Origin of the sequence: Chryseobacterium sp., assembly GCF_008014695.1 — a bacterium.
Classification (GTDB): Bacteria; Bacteroidota; Bacteroidia; order Flavobacteriales; family Weeksellaceae; genus Kaistella.
In genome coordinates, this window is the sequence record NZ_VOXE01000001.1 from 195,385 (window position 1) to 212,343 (window position 16,959).

At 40.4% G+C, this 16,959-nt stretch carries 16 protein-coding genes; 11 read left to right on the forward strand and 5 right to left on the reverse strand.

All coding sequences use genetic code 11. The features are described 5' to 3' along the window. Positions 1-9: 9 nt before the first annotated feature. Both FUA25_RS00915 and FUA25_RS00920 read right to left on the reverse strand, forming a co-directional pair. Positions 10-693 carry an SCO family protein gene (locus FUA25_RS00915; RefSeq protein ID WP_147755021.1) on the reverse strand — a complete coding sequence of 228 codons (684 nt, stop codon included), beginning with the start codon at positions 691-693 and terminating at the stop codon, positions 10-12. After that, the gene (locus tag FUA25_RS00920; RefSeq protein ID WP_147755022.1) at positions 683-946 is read right to left on the reverse strand and encodes a YHS domain-containing protein; all 264 of its coding nucleotides are present in this window, start codon (positions 944-946) and stop codon (positions 683-685) included. Before FUA25_RS00920 ends, FUA25_RS00915 begins: the two co-directional genes overlap by 11 nt. A gap of 274 nt (positions 947-1,220) precedes the next feature. On the opposite strand from FUA25_RS00920, the gene FUA25_RS00925 reads away from it, so the two are divergent. The 11 genes from FUA25_RS00925 (at position 1,221) to arr (ending at position 13,307) form a co-directional block, all read left to right on the forward strand. Then, entirely contained in the window at positions 1,221-1,832 is a 612-nt protein-coding gene (locus tag FUA25_RS00925) for a Crp/Fnr family transcriptional regulator (protein WP_228411614.1), read from the forward strand. 65 nt (positions 1,833-1,897) lie between these two features. Next, positions 1,898-2,215, forward strand: a complete 318-nt coding sequence (locus FUA25_RS00930; RefSeq protein WP_147755023.1) for a rhodanese-like domain-containing protein — start codon at positions 1,898-1,900, stop codon at positions 2,213-2,215. A 229-nt stretch (positions 2,216-2,444) separates the two neighbouring features. Then, positions 2,445-3,755, forward strand: coding sequence for a TolC family protein (locus FUA25_RS00935; RefSeq protein WP_228411615.1), 1,311 nt, complete (start codon positions 2,445-2,447; stop codon positions 3,753-3,755). Between the two features lie 261 nt (positions 3,756-4,016). Beyond that, positions 4,017-5,105, forward strand: coding sequence for an efflux RND transporter periplasmic adaptor subunit (locus FUA25_RS00940; protein WP_147755024.1), 1,089 nt, complete (start codon positions 4,017-4,019; stop codon positions 5,103-5,105). 73 nt (positions 5,106-5,178) lie between these two features. Beyond that, the gene (locus FUA25_RS00945) at positions 5,179-8,397 is read left to right on the forward strand and encodes an efflux RND transporter permease subunit (RefSeq protein ID WP_147755025.1); all 3,219 of its coding nucleotides are present in this window, start codon (positions 5,179-5,181) and stop codon (positions 8,395-8,397) included. 141 nt (positions 8,398-8,538) lie between these two features. Beyond that, positions 8,539-8,838, forward strand: a complete 300-nt coding sequence (locus FUA25_RS00950) for a hypothetical protein (RefSeq protein WP_147755026.1) — start codon at positions 8,539-8,541, stop codon at positions 8,836-8,838. A 10-nt stretch (positions 8,839-8,848) separates the two neighbouring features. Next, a complete protein-coding gene (locus FUA25_RS00955; protein WP_147755027.1) occupies positions 8,849-9,058 on the forward strand; it encodes a DUF2892 domain-containing protein in 210 nt (69 codons plus the stop codon). A 272-nt stretch (positions 9,059-9,330) separates the two neighbouring features. Further along, positions 9,331-10,719: an MBL fold metallo-hydrolase gene (locus FUA25_RS00960; protein ID WP_147755028.1), complete on the forward strand. Its 1,389-nt coding sequence runs from the start codon at positions 9,331-9,333 to the stop codon at positions 10,717-10,719. A gap of 13 nt (positions 10,720-10,732) precedes the next feature. After that, entirely contained in the window at positions 10,733-10,969 is a 237-nt protein-coding gene (locus FUA25_RS00965) for a hypothetical protein (protein ID WP_147755029.1), read from the forward strand. Between the two features lie 145 nt (positions 10,970-11,114). Then, positions 11,115-12,806 carry a phospholipase D-like domain-containing protein gene (locus FUA25_RS00970; RefSeq protein WP_147755030.1) on the forward strand — a complete coding sequence of 564 codons (1,692 nt, stop codon included), beginning with the start codon at positions 11,115-11,117 and terminating at the stop codon, positions 12,804-12,806. Positions 12,807-12,860: 54 nt separating this feature from the next. Continuing rightward, on the forward strand, positions 12,861-13,307 hold the full coding sequence (gene arr, locus FUA25_RS00975; RefSeq protein WP_147755031.1) for an NAD(+)--rifampin ADP-ribosyltransferase: 447 nt from the start codon (positions 12,861-12,863) through the stop codon (positions 13,305-13,307). A 548-nt stretch (positions 13,308-13,855) separates the two neighbouring features. On the opposite strand, the gene FUA25_RS00980 is transcribed toward arr, so the two are convergent. From FUA25_RS00980 to FUA25_RS00990, 3 genes are all read right to left on the reverse strand, one after another. Then, positions 13,856-14,248: a DUF6232 family protein gene (locus FUA25_RS00980; protein ID WP_147755032.1), complete on the reverse strand. Its 393-nt coding sequence runs from the start codon at positions 14,246-14,248 to the stop codon at positions 13,856-13,858. Between the two features lie 160 nt (positions 14,249-14,408). Further along, entirely contained in the window at positions 14,409-15,071 is a 663-nt protein-coding gene (locus FUA25_RS00985; protein WP_147755033.1) for a response regulator transcription factor, read from the reverse strand. 4 nt (positions 15,072-15,075) lie between these two features. After that, the gene (locus tag FUA25_RS00990; protein ID WP_147755034.1) at positions 15,076-16,716 is read right to left on the reverse strand and encodes a tetratricopeptide repeat-containing sensor histidine kinase; all 1,641 of its coding nucleotides are present in this window, start codon (positions 16,714-16,716) and stop codon (positions 15,076-15,078) included. Positions 16,717-16,959 lie beyond the last annotated feature (243 nt).

Here is a 16,959-nt window from a genome sequence, read left to right on the forward strand (position 1 = left end):
GTAGATAAATTACTGTAAAAGTTTTTTAATGTCTTCAATCAGTTTCTCGCGATCGGGGTGATATTTGCCCCGCAGGTTTGGAATCTTCCCTTCAGGCTCTTCATAATTCAGTCCCGAATAGTAGAGGATAGGCATATTGTTTTCATCAAATCTCGATCGAATATTGCCTTTTTTATCAACGAGTGCGATCATTCCACTGTGATTGAGACTTTCCGCTTCATCTTCTTTATCGCCGACATAAATATTGAATTGGTCTGCCATATTATCAATATAAGTTCTGTCTCCCGTAAGAAAATGCCAGTTGGCAGATTTCACCCCTAACATTCTGGCGTGGTCTTTCAATAATTCCGGCGTGTCATGTGTAGGGTCGATGCTCACTGAAATAATGCCGAAGTCCCGATCGTTGATCTGCGATTCAATATATTTCATATTGGAGTTCATCACCGGGCAAATTGTTGGACAGCGGCTGTAAAAGAACTCTACGAGATATACTTTTCCGAGCATATCCTTGTTGCTGATTTTTTTACTGTTCTGGTCGGTGAGTTTAAACTCCGGAACCTTCATGACGGTGTAAAGGTTTTTCCTGAAATAGCTCCTACCAAGGGAAATACCAACAACAAGGAGAGCAATTACGATGAGGGGAATGATGATTTTGTTCCTGTGTGTCTGCTCCCTTTTTATGTTATTTTTCATATTTCTGAGGATTTTTTTTGAATTCAGATTTGCAATGGGCGCTGCAGAATCCGTATGTTTTTCCTTTATAAACAGCGGTATCTTTGAGGAATTCTGCTGTCTTCATATGACAGACAGGGTCTTCAGTATTAACGACTTTTACTCCTTTTAAATTGGTTTCCGTTTTCTTTTTAACATGCTTTACTTTTGGGGTTTCCTGAGCGCATGAGGTGGTTGATATTGTAAGCAGTGCTGTTATGATCAGTATTTTCATTTTAAGGATAATTAAATGGTTGCAGAATGTTATAGTTGCGGGTAAAAGCTCAATGCCATGCTTTTGCAAATATACGGTGTTAAGATTTTATTTTTAAGGATGATACTTTACCTGATCTATTATTTCTTTTAGGTTGAGTTGTTAACCAAAGGCAAATTCCCTTTTTGTCATTTACCAGCAATTATGCAGCTTTTTACAAATTTCTTTGAAATACAATACTACATTTAAGTGATAAACCGTGTGCTGCGCTTTTCACCAATTATATTTATATTTGATGATGAATATTTATGATATAGCAGATCCGGAATTCAAAAAAGAGATTTCAGCGAGCCGAGATCTGAAACATTTCCCGGCAGGTTCGGTTATTTTGGATATTAATTCCTATGTAAATTACATTCCGCTGGTAATGTCGGGAAGTGTTAAGGTGGTAAGAACTGAAGAAGACGGAAGAGAAATCCTTTTGTATTACCTCACACCCGGAGAAAGCTGTATTTCATCCATACTTTCAGGGCTTGCCCAGGACACTTCCAAAGTCAAGGCCATTGTGGAGGAGGATGCTGAAATTCTGATGCTGTCACTTTCAAAAGGCAAGGAATGGCTGACAAAATATCCGGAATGGTCTACTTTTGTTTTCCAGTTGTATCACAAAAGGTTTGAGGATTTGGTAAACATGGTAAATTCAATTGCTTTCCAAAAAGTAGATGTGAGACTTTTATATTTATTAGATCAGAAATCACAGCTGTATAAATCTAAAGAACTTTCTGTTACGCATCAGCAGCTTGCAGACGAGCTCGGCATAACGAGAGAAGCGGTAAGCCGCGTGCTGAAACAGATAGAAACCGAGGGCAAAATAAAACTTTCCCGAAATAAAATTACCCTTCTGTAACTGACATCACTGACACGCTGCTACAAAGACTGTACTTTTGCATCATTAATTTTAAATAAACAACAATGTTAGATGCAATAAAAAACCTTTTCGGTATGGATAAAACCGATTATGCAGATCTTGTAAAGCAAGGTGCTGTTATTCTTGATGTAAGAAGCAAAAACGAATATGCTGACGGACATATCAAAAACTCCGTCAATATTCCTGTTGATCAGCTTCAAAGCAACCTTTCAAAATTAAAGAATAAAGACAAACCCATCATTACCTGTTGCGCATCAGGGATGAGAAGTGCGACTGCAAAAACCATTCTCCAGAATAACGGTTACGGGAATGTACACAATGGCGGAGGATGGAGCAGTTTGAACGCTAAACTATCATCGTAAGAATACAGCAGAAATCAGAGTCTGATTTTTTGATACTTCAAAAATCCGAACGGTGGATTCTCAGATCAAAATGATACCGAATTTCATCATTATAATTGTAGCCGCCTATACGGGCGGTTTTTTTATGAAATTTTTAAAAAAATATGTCTTTTGATGTAAATTATTGGCCTATGTGATATAGGTTACTGTGCAGCCGTTTCCACCAGTCTAACTTTGCAAAAAATTAAAGATGATGCAAAAAGTCTGGGTACTTATTTTATCAGTTACCACCTTTCACCAAATATTTTCGCAGGATACCGTCCGGATTTCCCAAACCGAACTGGAGCAGAAAATTATCGATAACAACCTTCAGGTAAAAATGGCGCAAAAAGAAGCCGAACTTGCCGATGCTGAACTGTTGGGAACAAGAGCGATGTATCTCCCGAATATCAACGCATCTTACACCTTTTCAAACACCAATAATCCGCTGTATGCATTTGGCTCAAAGCTCAATCAGGAAAGGATTACAATGATGGATTTCAATCCCGATAACCTCAATTCTCCTAAAAGCATTTCCAATTTTGCCACCAAATTAGAAATTCAGCAACCCCTCATCAATATCGATGCGGTTTATCAGAAAAAAGCCGGACAGATCAAATCCGATGTTTTGAAAATCAAAACCGAAAGAACCAGAGAAAGCGTTCAGTTTGAGCTTAAAAAAGCATATATGACGCTGCAAATGGCCTATAAAACAGTCGGGACTTTAGAGAATGCCCGAAAAACTACGATGGCCAACAAGAAGGTCATCGACAATTATTACAAAAATGGCATCATTCAGAAATCTGAAGTTTTGTATATGGATGTACGACTGAAAGAAATCGAAAATCAGATTGCTTATGCCAAATCCAATATTAAAAATGCCTCCGATTATCTCTATTTTCTGCTCGACGAAAATTACGGGAACAAAGTCCTGAAACCAACGGAAACATTGGAATATCATGAAAATATTGTAGAGAGCAATCCTGCTTTGAATTCCAACAGAAAAGATTTACTGGCCTACCAGAAATCTCTGGAAGCTTATGATTTGATGATCAAATCTTCGCAGGCGAAATTTCTCCCAAAACTTAATGCATTCGGAAGTTTCGAGATGTACGATAACAAAATAGCACAGTTTGATGCCAACGGATATTTGGCAGGAATCCAACTTTCGTGGAATGTTTTCGATGGTCTGAAATCCAAAAGCGAACAGCAGCGATTAAAAGCGGAACTGAGCAAAGCCCAAACCGAAATTCAGCAGTACGAGAAGCAAAGCCAGTTAGAACTCCAGAAAATTTCGCGTCAGGTTCAGGATGCTGAAAATAAGGTAAATCTAACGAAAATGGCCTGGGAACAAAATAAAGAAGCCTACCGGATCCGCAAAAACCGCTATGACCAGGGTCTTGAAAAATCTGCCGATCTGCTCACCGCCGAAACCCAAATGTCACAAAAAGAACTGGAGCACATACAGGCCATTTATGAGTACAATACCGCTGTAGAATATTATAAATTTTTAAAGAATTAGGTATTGCGGTGAACAAAAGAACTTGGGAGTTGTTTACTTCATTTTTTTTAGGAGCAATTCCCGCTGTCCACTATATCTTTTTCTTTTTCCCGGCGCTTTTCCCTTCCAAAAAAAGAAAAAGGATGCCGTTTCCATCGGGGCTATCAACACGCCGTCAAAATGTAAAATGTTGATTTTAACATAGAAAGTAAAGAAAATAAAAACCGAGCAACATTGTCAGGGTTAAAATACTAGGCAAGCTTCAGAAAAAAGTAAAAAATTATGAAAACATACCTTTATTCCGGTCTCCTTTTATCAGCATTGCTTTTAAGCAGCTGTTCATCAGACGAAAAAAAATCGGTACAAAACACCGATGCACCCATTGCGGTAACTGTAAATAAATCATCAGGTAACGCTCTTGGTTTGTCAACAACCGCAACAGGCAAATTGGTGGCCAAAAATTCCGTAAATGTTTCTACCCGAATGATGGGTTACATCACATCTATGAGGGCAGAAGTCGGGCAGAACGTAAGAGCAGGACAAGGTTTGGTGAGTATCAATTCTACTGATATTCAGGCAAAAGGCGGTCAGGCAAGTGCGCAGATTTCGCAGGCTCAGGCTCAGTTCAATATTGCTAAAAAAGATTACGCGAGGTACCAGAATTTATATAAGAATCAAAGTGCATCGCAAAAAGAATTAGATGATATGAGAGCGCGTTACGAAATGGCGCAGGCAGGTTTACAGGTCGCCCAGCAAATGAAAAACGAAGTGAATTCTCAATACAGATACACCAATATTACCGCTCCGATTTCCGGAACCATCACCGCGAAATTCGCCGAGCAGGGCGATATGGCAAGTCCGGGAATGCCTTTGCTCACGATAGAATCCTCAGGAGCTTTACAGGCGCAGGTTTTGGTTTCCGAGCAATACATTACGCTGATCCGGCAAGGTATGCCGGTTCAGGTGACGATGAAATCCGTCGGCAAAACCATTGGTGGAACGGTTTCCGAAATCAGCAAATCTGCTGCAAACACCGGTGGCCAGTATATGGTGAAAATTAATATTCCCGCTTCTGGTGATCTGCTGCCGGGAATGTTTGTGAATGTACAGTTTCCGTTTAAAAATTCAGGGAAAATCAATCAGGATTTTCAGGAAACGGTCATGATTCCAAAATCTGCTGTGGTACAAAACGGACAGTTAACAGGAGTTTATGTGGTGAGTTCCCAAAACACAGCCGTTTTGCGCTGGTTAAAAACAGGTAAAACAGCAGGAGATCAGGTAGAAGTGGTATCAGGTTTAAATTCAAAAGAACCTTACATCGTTTCAGCTTTTGGTAAATTGTATAACGGAGCAAAAGTAACTTTAAAATAAATTCAAGTTTCGGGATACGCGTTGCTGGTTTTACTTCACAACACGTAGCCTCTAAACACGAAAACCAAATATTATGGAAAAAGGATTCGCAGGACGTATCGCCGAGTTTTTCATCAATTCGAAACTGACGATTTTATTAATGGTCGCTTTGATGATCATCGGGGTGTACAGCTCCACATTAATACCAAGAGAAGAAGAGCCTCAAATCATTGTGCCGATGGCCGATGTAATGGTGGGTTATCCGGGAGCTTCCCCGAAAGAAGTAGAAAACCGCGTGGTAAAACCTTTGGAAAAAATCATTTCCAACATCAAAGGAGTGGAACACATTCACTCGATGGCACTGAACGGAAAAGCGATGATTATCGTGCAGTTTTATGTAGGAGAAGATACCGAAAGGTCGTACGTAAAACTGTATGATGAACTGATGAAAAACAAGTACATCTTTCCGAAAAATGTAACGGAACCGATGGTGAAAACCCGTTCCATAGATGATGTTCCGATGTTGGGACTTACCCTTTGGAGCGAAAAATACAACGATTACCAGCTTCGCCAGATCGGGGAAGAACTGTCTTCGGAAATCAAAAAAATAAAAGATGTTTCGCTTACCAATGTGATTGGCGGACGAAACCGACAGCTGAAAGTAATTGTTGATAAAGATAAAATGGCAGAACTGAATGTGGATGCACTTTCGGTAATGCAGATGATTCAGGCCAATAACGGAAGTTCACAGTCCGGAAGTTTTGTTTCCAACGATCAGGAATATCTTTTAACAACCGGGCAGTTTTTAAATTCAGCAGAAGATGTAGAAAATTTGGTGGTCGGAACCTCACAAAATATGCCGGTTTACCTCAAACAGGTTGCTGAAATAGAAGACGGAGCAGCTTCTCCGGCGAATTACGTCAGTTTCGGATACGGAAATGCGCTCGAAAACGGGAAAAAATTTAAGTCGGAATATCCTGCGGTAACGCTGTCGGTTTCTAAAGTAAAAGGGGCCGACGCGATGAAAATTTCAGAACAGATTCTTGCCAAAGTAGATGAACTGAAGAAAAATTTAATTCCTGATGATGTTCATGTAGAAGTGACCAGAAACTACGGCGAAACCGCTTCCCACAAAGTTTCTGAATTATTGCTTCACCTTGGAATTGCAATTCTGGCAGTAACAGTCCTCGTGATGCTGGCAATGGGATGGAGAGGCGGATTGGTCGTGTTTTTCTCTGTTCCGCTGACTTTTGCTTTGACGCTTTTCAGTTATTATATGCTCGGTTACACGCTGAACCGAATCACGCTTTTTGCTCTGGTTTTTGTAGTGGGAATTGTGGTAGACGACAGCATTATTATCGCGGAAAATATGCACCGGCATTTCCATATGAAGAAATTACCGTTCAGGCAGGCGGCAATTTATGCGATTAATGAAGTCGGAAATCCAACAATTTTAGCAACATTCACCGTAATCGCGGCGATTTTACCAATGGCTTTCGTTTCCGGAATGATGGGCCCTTATATGTCACCAATGCCCATTGGAGCATCAATTGCGATGTTGCTTTCGCTGTTTGTGGCTTTAACGGTAACCCCATATTTAGGTTTTCATTTATTGAAAGTAAAAGACACCGAAGGACATAAAGAAGAACAGGGATTGGAAACCGGCAGAATTTATAAAATTTATAAAAAAATAGAACAGCCTTTACTCGACAGCACATCAAAAAGATGGGCGATGATGGGAATTATCGGTGTACTCTTATTGATTTCAGTTTTGGCATTCTTTATGAAATGGGTGGCAGTAAAAATGCTTCCGTTCGATAATAAAAATGAAATTCAACTTGTAATTGATTTGCCGGAAGGAACTACTTTAGAACGAACAGCAGCGGCCACTCAGGACATTGCGCAATATCTGAAAACCGTTCCGGAAGTCGTGAATTATCAAAATTATGTAGGTTCTTCTTCACCCATTACATTCAATGGATTGGTCCGCCATTACGATATGAGAGGAGCGAGCAATACTGCCGATATTCAGGTAAATCTTTTGCCCAAGGAAGATCCTGATGCGCAAAGTCATGATATTGCAAAAAAAATTCGTCCCGAAATTCAGAAAATTGCTGCAAAATACAGAGCCAATGTAAAAATTGTGGAAGTTCCGCCGGGACCGCCCGTTTTATCAACCATTGTTGCTGAAATTTATGGACCTGATTACGAAGGACAGGTAAAAGTGGCCAAACAGGTAGAGGAAATTCTACACAAAACCGACGATGTGGTGGATATTGACTGGATGGTAGAAGCGCCTCAAACGCAGTTCAAACTAGTTCCGGATAAAGAAAAAGCAATGCTGAACGGTATTGCGCCAGAACAGATCGTGGGGAATCTGACGTATTTGATGGGTGAACATTCCATTGGAAATTTATATGATGAAAAATCAAACGATGGGGTTGATATTGTGATGAAACTCAATAATAGGGATAAATCAACCATCCAGGAGGTGACCAACCTGAAAGTGAAGGGACCAATGGGAATGATTCCGGTAAGCGATCTGGTGAAAGTTGAACGCGATACGCTGGAAAAATCCATTTACAGAAAAGACCAGAAGCGCGTGGTGTATGTACTTGCCGATATGGCAGGTGGTTTGGAAAGTCCGGCTTACGCCATTTTGGGAATGGAAGAAAAACTCAAAAAAATAAAACTTCCACAGGGATACTCACTTAACGAACTGTACATGAATCAGCCTGAAAATGAGTCTGATTATACTGTAAAATGGGATGGCGAATGGCAAATTACTCTCGAAGTCTTCAAAGATCTGGGTGCTGCATTCGCAGTAGTGATCATTATTATTTATATGCTCATTGTCGGTTGGTTTCAGAATTTTAAAACCCCGCTGGTCATGATGGTCGCCATTCCGCTGTCATTGATAGGAATAGTTTTGGGACACTGGATTTTAGGCGCTTTTTTTACGGCAACTTCTTTCATCGGAATGATTGCTTTGGCAGGCGTGATGGTGCGGAATTCGGTATTGCTCATTGATTTTATTGAAATCCGCCTGAATGAGGGTGTACCCATCAAACAGGCCATCATCGAAGCAGGAGCAGTACGCACAACGCCGATCCTATTAACAACAGGAGCGGTGGTTATTGGCGCGGTGATTATTCTTTTCGATCCGATTTTTCAAGGTTTGGCAATCTCGTTGGTTTTTGGGGCGATTGTTTCAACCGTTCTGACGCTGATTGTAGTTCCGCTGATTTATTATGTAACGGAAAGGAAGAAATGGGAAAGTAAAACGGAGGTTGAGGAGATCTCTGAAGAGTAAAAAACAAACCACACCGGTTTTGGAAATCTATGGCTTAAATAGAGAGTTGAATACACCTGAAATTTAAGAAATCGCCATGATTGGTAAACATCAATAAATAGGTCACGATCGCAGTGATCTCAATAAAATAAAAATCTATATATGAAACTCTTATTAATTACCGCAGTAGAAGAATTTGGAAAAGAAGTGAAAAATATTCTTAAACATTCGGGAGTGAAATCATTTTCCTATCAGTCGGTAAAGGGCTGCAAAAACAATGGAGATGAACGTGAAAACTGGTTTGCAAAGGACCATCTGTCAGTTGATTCTTTACTTTTTACAGTTTTTATGGAAGATGAATTTGCCGATGAAATCTATAAAAGTGTAGAAGACTTCAATTCAAAACAAGAAACATTTTCGCACATTCATATTGCGACTTTACCATTAGAAAAATCAATTTAAAATCAAAAAAATGCAAACAAGAACAGTCCACGCAGTAGCGGGAACCATTATTTTAGCCAGTTTATTATTAGGGCTTTATGTAAATCAAAACTGGTTCTGGCTTACAGGTTTTGTCGGGGTAAATCTATGGATACACGCTTTAACCAATTGGTGTTTGATGTATCTGATTCTGGGGAAAATCGGGGTCAAAGAAGACGGTCCGACCAACTGTTCCAATTAAATATCAATAAAGCTAGGCTTTGAGGTTTGGTTTTAAAAATGGCTTTGCGCTGCAGTCTTGAAGAATTAAAAAGGGATTCGAAAACTTTGATTTCAAAGAAGAAGCAGCGGTTAAAACCATTACATTGAATGAAGGAGATTACCATAAAGGAGAAGCTTCTGTAATAAGGATTTTTGCGGTTAAGCATTGATTTTTGCTTATGTAATCGAGGTCACTGACGACGGGTCATATAAAAGATAACTTTGCACTTATAAATATTAAAAGTAGAAATTATGTTTTTTCAGCACATTTATGATAAAAGTTTAGCACAGAGCAGTTATTTAATCGGTTGTCAGGCAAAAGGAGAGGCAATTGTCATTGATGCCAAAAGAGATATTGATACCTATCTTGAGGTGGCAAAAGAAAACAATCTCACAATTACGCATATTACCGAAACGCATATTCATGCAGATTTTCTGTCCGGTTCCCGTGAACTGGCAGCAGTTACAGGTGCTGATCTGTATCTGTCTGATGAAGGCGGTGAAGACTGGCAATACGAATTCCCGCATACCGGTCTGAAAAACGGAGATCAAATAAAAGTGGGAAATTTAACCTTGGAAATTCTTCATACACCTGGTCACACGCCCGAAAGTATCAGCTTTCTATTGACCGATCATCCTGCAACCGATGAACCGGTCATGATCTTCACCGGAGATTTTGTTTTTGTGGGAGATATTGGCCGCCCAGATTTATTGGAAAAAGCAGCCGGACTCATCGGAACTCAGGAAAAGGGAGCCAAAGAAATGTACCGGTCGGTTCAGGATTTCAGGAAGCTTCCTGAGTTTATTCAGGTTTGGCCGGGACACGGTGCCGGTTCGGCCTGCGGAAAGGCTTTGGGAGCAGTACCAAGTTCAACAGTAGGTTATGAAAAAATAAGAAACTGGGCTTTTCAGTATGAAAATGATGAAGAAGGTTTTGTAGATGAGCTTTTGGAAGGGCAGCCGGAACCGCCAAAGTATTTCGCAATGATGAAAAAACTCAACAAAACAGACCGGCCTTTATTGACCGAAATTCTGAAACAGAAAAAACTGTCGAAGGAAGAATTTCAAAAAGCGTATGCTGAAGAGGTTGAAATCATTGATACACGCGATAAAAATGATTTTGCAGCCGGTTTTATTCCAAAAAGCATCAATATTCAGGGCAATAATTCGTTCTCCACCTGGATGGGCTGGATGATCAGTTACGCAGAGCCATTTATTCTTGTTGCCGGCGACGAACAAATCGAAGATCTTACCAGAAAACTGATGCGGATCGGAATGGACAATATGATGGGGTATATCGATGATATTAATATTTCCGAACTGGAACTTCAGACTGCTGAGGTGATCAATCTGGATGAGTTTAAAAAGTATCTCAACCGTAACGAGGTGCAGATTGTAGATGTTAGGGGTAAAACTGAGTTTGAAGAAGGTCACATTGAAGGGGCAGAAAATGTTTTTGTAGGAACGCTCGCAGAAAATCTTGATAAATTTTCAAAGGATAAACAGGTCGTTATTCACTGTCAGAGCGGCGACAGAGTGTCAATCGCATATTCAGTTCTCAGAAAGAACGGTTTTGCCAACATCAAAAATTATTCTGGCGGAATGAAAGAATGGAAAGAAAAAAGAAACCCCGTAGCTTAGAAAAATATTTAAGATGATACAGAAAATATATAAAAACTGGAACTTTTTTAGAGTATTTCGTCTGGCAATAGGCGTTTTGCTGGTGGTGGAAGCTCTAAAATCGTCAAACTGGTTTCTGGTTTTGGTTGGAGTGGTTTTCGTGCTGATGCCGTTGCTGAACATCGGTTGTTGTGCAACAGGAAACTGTCCGGTCCCTACAGGAAATTCTAAGGAAACTATTGATGAAGTAGAATATGAGGAAATTAAATAAAACCAAAATAAATAAATAATTTCACATACAACATTAAGACTGAATGGAATTACTCAGCCTTATATTTATTGGGTAATATTGCTGTTAAATTCTCATGTATTTGTAATTTTCAGCGTATTATCGATATAGTTCTATTAAAACTTCAATGCATTCCAAACTTACTGCTATCTTTGCGCCACAAAACATCCCTATGCATCCTAAATCAACTTTCGTTCTGCTGCTTTGCACCCTGTTTTCCGGAACTGTTTTCTCCCAGACCACTGTCCGGGAAAACGGATATACGGTAACCTACAATCATAGAAATATTGCCCTCACCTTCGACCGGAATGTCGATTTTAGGGCGTTCAACGCTAAATCCCTGGCTGAAAAGCAGGTCGCCATCGACAGTACCAATAAGTACACTTATACCATCACCGACGCCGAGCCGGCGGAATTCATCAGATATGAGTATGCTGTGAAGGACGGCGCAAATAAAACATATAATTCGTCCATGCTGGCGGCACAGTCACTTTCCACGGGAGTGATGAATGTATATTTTAATCATCCTGTAATCACTTCCGCAGCGCAATACCAGCCCGCTCTGGATCTTGGAAGCACGTTGGATGATATGCTGATCACCTACATCAATGCCTGCCAAAGTACCCTGGACATTGCCATTTACAACAGCTATTCACCGAGCAGCACAACAGGTATTGCCGGGGCCATCAACAACGCCTACGGCAGGGGAGTGAGGGTGCGTGTGGTGTATGACGGCAGCACGGGCAGCGTCATGATCCCGCTTCTGAATCCTGCAATCCCGACATTGGCTAGCCCCACTTCGTCCTCCTATGGCATCATGCACAATAAATTTGTCGTATTCGATGCCGACAGTTCGAATCCCAATGTTCCTTGGGTATGGACAGGTTCAACAAACTGGACTGCAGCGCAGATCGACGGTCCTGACAAGAACAATGCAATCGCCATCCAGGATCAGGCACTGGCCCAGGCCTACAAAACGGAGTTCGAGGAAATGTGGGGCTCTTCAGTTCTGCTGCCGAATACTACTGTCTCCAAATTTGGGCCCTATAAATTGAACAATACTCCGCACACCTTTGTCATCAACGGAAAAGCGGTCGGCAGTTATTTCAGCCCTTCCGACGGTGCCAATGCGCAGATCATCAATGTTATCAATTCCGCCAATACCGATATTGAAATTTCTACCATGCTCATCACCCGCGACGATGTGCGTGATGCAATCGTCAACAGATACAATTCAGGGGTCAATACCGTTCAGGCGGTCTTCGATACCCAGAACCCTTCAGGCAATGATATCCCTTCCCTTAAAACATCTATTGGTGCAAACAAAATGGTACAGTATGCCGGTGCCGGAGTGATGCACCACAAGTTTATACTCGTCGATAATTTCAATGCAGCCTCAGATCCCACGCTATTAACGGGGTCTCACAACTGGAGTGCTTCAGCTGAAACGAAAAACGATGAAAACATTCTCGTTATCCACGACAAAAATATCGCCGACCAGTACTATCAGGCATTCCTCTACCTCTACGGACAGGCGGGCGGTACGCTGGCCACCGCAGAACTGGCCTCAAACAAAAAAGATCTGATGCTGTACCCAAATCCAACAGACGGGATGGTGTATTTGAAAGCAGACAGCAGTCTGTTGAGTTCAAAAGGAAGTATTACGGTGTACAATGTCGTAGGAAGCAGGATTATGGAGCGTAATTTTGCCAATATGCAGAATGCATCTGTAGATCTTGGCAATGCTCCGAAAGGGCTGTACTTTGTAACGGTTCAGATAGGAGAGTTTTCTTATCAGGCTAAAATGATCCGGAAGTAAACTGTGATACGCAACCGCTGTTATTATTCAGAACCTTTCACTATAAAAAATTTAATGGAAGAAAATACCGATAAGGACAAGCCTAAAGGGCAGCCGACTCCGTTTGCACAGACCTATTTTCACGGCACTAAAGCAGACCTAATGATTGGCGAGCTGATCGCTCCCGGATTCAACTCTAACTATGGTCGTAGAAAAAATGCGCGGTATATCTTTCTTACCGCCACGCTGGATGCTGCGGTGTGGGGTGCCGAACTGGCAGCGGGCGAGGGAAGGGAAAGAATCTATCTGGTTGAACCTACCGGAGAGGTAGAGGACGACCCGGATCTGACAGACAAAAAATTCCCGGGCAATCCCACTAAGTCTTACCGTTCCGCACATCCCTTCATGGTGGTAGGTGAGGTCACGGGCTGGGAAGGTCATACTAAAGAACAAGTGGCAATAATGAAAGCTCATTTGGAACGGCTCCAACAGCAAGGTATCGATTCGCTGAATGACTCGTAACCCAATGCCAATTTAAATATATATCTTGTTCAGGTTCCACAAACAGCAAGATTTATTTAGAGTAATAAAAATACAGGAAAAGAAGTTGCATCTTTTATAGTTGCAGAATCGGGATTGAAGTTGGACACTCGGCCAAATAGATAGTATGGTTATTAAAGGAATTTTCTTAATCTTGTGCGCGGCACTAATGATATTCTTTCAATATAAGAAGCAAATGTTCTACGAGAAAGAGACTGAAGAGGATCTTTATTTTCCACCAGAACAGCGGAGCTTTTGGGGGCTGGTAATATTAATGATATTGGGTGGAATTATTATAATTTTGAAAAATTGATTCTGAATACTGCACATTCAGTTCGTAATCATTTCCCACGCATGCTCATATGGTTTGGCGGCATTTACAATAAAACGCAGCAATATTTATTAACCTGAGGTCAATGCAAACCGCAACAACACTGGCTCTGTCAACCATGATATGTTACAGTTAACTTTATGCTCTCGCTATTGTCCTTGGCTTTACACAGAATAAAAGAAAAAAATCGTTATTGTTTTTACAATAACGATTTTTTTCTTAACCTCTGGATAAATGCTTCATTTACAGCATTCGCAATCTTTTGTATGTAGATTTTGTCTTCAGAAACAATGCTGTCGGATTCACCTGCATTGGTACTTATTCTTACGGCATATTCATTTTTTATGGAAATGAACCACCAAATCCCAAGGAGAATCATAATGATACCAACAAAAAACAGATCTCCAAGAAACAGTAATGGGATACCGAGAAGTGTGGTAAGTACCGCCTTCAATCTGCTCTTGTCAATTTCAAAAATGTAAACCGAAGAGATATTTCTCACAGCATACGTATTGGATTGCGTAACATACCGCACGGGTGTTACAGTAACATTCGTGTCATGATAAAAAACAGTTTCATTTTGTGTTGCCATTTTTGATGTATTTAATAGTTAATTCTGTGATCTACTAACTTTTTATACGTCAAAAATAAAAGTATTCTTTCTCTTCACCTTACGGAAAACCGTAAAGCAAATATTTTTTATGGAAAAATCCTTCAGAACTTTGAAAGGAATAGGGATAGTGAATTGTGTTTTAAAGTATACCGAGATCCTTGCACATGACAATCATTTCAATATTGTTTTTGGCATCTAAGGTTTCCCTTAGTTCGTTCAGCCGTTTTTCGATGGCGCTCTGACTGTCGGGTTTGATCTGTTTTTCCTTGAAATCAATTTCAATTTCTTTTTGCCTCCATCCCTGGGAAAGACGCTTCAGCAAGTAGATATCATAATCTGTAACAGCCTGCGAATTATTTCGGATAGCACTTACAATTTCCTGTGGAATCACTGTTTCGCCGGCAAAAACCTTTTTAATAACAGTCGCCAGTTCTTTGCCGTCATTTCTTCCTTTGCTCACAAACCCGTTCACATCAAAATTTTTAAATAAATCATCAATAATCATCGGTTTCTTTTCAATAGAAAACACGATGATTTTGAGGTGGGGCTGAAGCAGACGCACCGCTCTGATAAGTTCCTGGCCTGTGTTAATGACCTGATTTCTGTGGTCTGCAACAAATCCTAAATCAGTAATCAGCAGTTCGTAGGGATTATTTTCTGCAACTCCCTGTTTGATTTTATTGTAGGCTTCGTCGCAATAACTTACAAACTCATAATCCTGAATCTGCAATCCTCTAAGTGTATTAATGAGGCCTAAGTTTTCAATTTCGTGATCTTCGGCAGTAATAATTTTTTTGAACATATTTTTAAGAAATTGGTATAGAGAAATGAATGATAAGTCCGCCTTTTGGATTTGGTTCAAAATTAATAGTTCCCCCAATAATTTTAATACGGTTTTCCACATTATGAATTCCTGATTTTTTTTTGTGGTATAAGTCAGGCATTCCCACTCCATTGTCTGTATATTTTACATTCAGTTGTTTTGCTGTTCTTTGTATAATAATAGAAGCCAATTTCGCCTGGCTGTGTTTTTTCATATTCACCATCAGTTCCCGCATCACATAATAAATCTCAGTCTGTACATCGCCCGGAATGTATTGCCATGTGGCAGGATTATTACCAACGATCAGGACTTTCTGGGTATCTGAAGAATAGGAGGAGAGCATCTGCTGTAAACGGAGCGAAAAATCTTGGTCCTCAAATCCTACCAGATCGTCCCGTGCAATATCGCGGGATTCTTCATACATCTTTTCAATACTGTTCAGTATATTTTCTTTGCGGAGTTCAGGGGTATTCTGTATTTCAACCATCGTATGGTACAGGCCGTTTGCAATCACATCATGTACTTTTTTGGAATATTTCAGCTGGGTGTTCTTAACCTCCAGCTCCTTTTCATAAGCATCCTGTTTTCGCTTCTTAAGGTACCAGAAAAGTCCGAAAAATAGACTGGCAATGAGGCTTACAATAGATATTCGCTGTACTAAAATCTGATTTTGGGAGACCAGAATGTCGGCCTTGTTTTTTTCAGTTTCATAAATAACAGAAGCAAACTGATTCCGGGAATTGCTTTTAACCTGCTGTACACTGTCACTGAGAGTTTGGTATTCTTCAAAAAGCGTCTTCACGTTTTGGCCGTTATCAGTATTGATCATTTTTCTCAAGGCATCAAGCTGGTCATCTGCACTTCCCGTTTTTTTGGCATTTACATACATAGCGGTGGCAAAGCGTAGCGCCTGAGACGGATCTTTTTTACGATAAAAATCCGCAAGATGAGAAAAACTCGCTGTCATTCCGTAAATATCACCGCGTTTGGTTCTGCTCTGTAAAATGGCATGCATTGGCAGGTCAGCACTATAGCGGGGGTTTTCCAGAAATTTTGCATAGGCCAGATTATCGGAAACCCTGTTCCTGAATTCGATACTGTCCCGAATGAGCGGATCCGTTGCAACATCTTCGAAAAGCCGTTTCGCGTCAGAATACTTTCCTATTTTTAGATAGGAAATTCCCATATTGTTTTGGATGGTTAAATCCGAATAATCATCACGGTTAAACTGCAAAGCTTTATTATAGCAGTAAAGGGCTTCCTTATTATTTTTGAGAGCATTGTGGTTGATGGCAAACTGATTATAGATGGACGTGAGCATCGCTTGATCGCGAGCCGCAAGTTTTGCGGCTTTTCTGAGATTTTCATTGCTTCCAAGGAAATCTCCTTTTTCCGTCTGAATAATGGCCAGAAAAATCAATGAATTGGCTGCGTTTGCATTATCCTTTGCGGCAATATATGCCTCGTAAGCCTGATAAAAATAGGTAAAGGAATCGTTGTATTTCCCCTGATAATATAAATATTCTCCTTTATCATAAGAACTGTCGGCAGCCGACAGTTCTTTTTTGTTCCCGCAGGACAAGAAAAACAGAAGAAAAAGTAAAAACAGGGAATGTTTTTTCATTCCCCTAAATTAATGAAATTATTTATCTTTTTGGTGGGATGGGTTGAGTTTCTCCTCCTGTATCAATTGGGTTCTGATTTACAGGCGGGTTGGTGATTTCAGTTCCTGGGGTAGTACTCCCAGTATCATTTAAGGTAGCGGGGGTATTGTTAAAGTTTAATCCTAGAAGGATGAGTAATAGTTCTAACATGTTTTTAAAATTTAAAATTGAGCAGTTCTCATTCCAGTTCAGAACACAGGTGC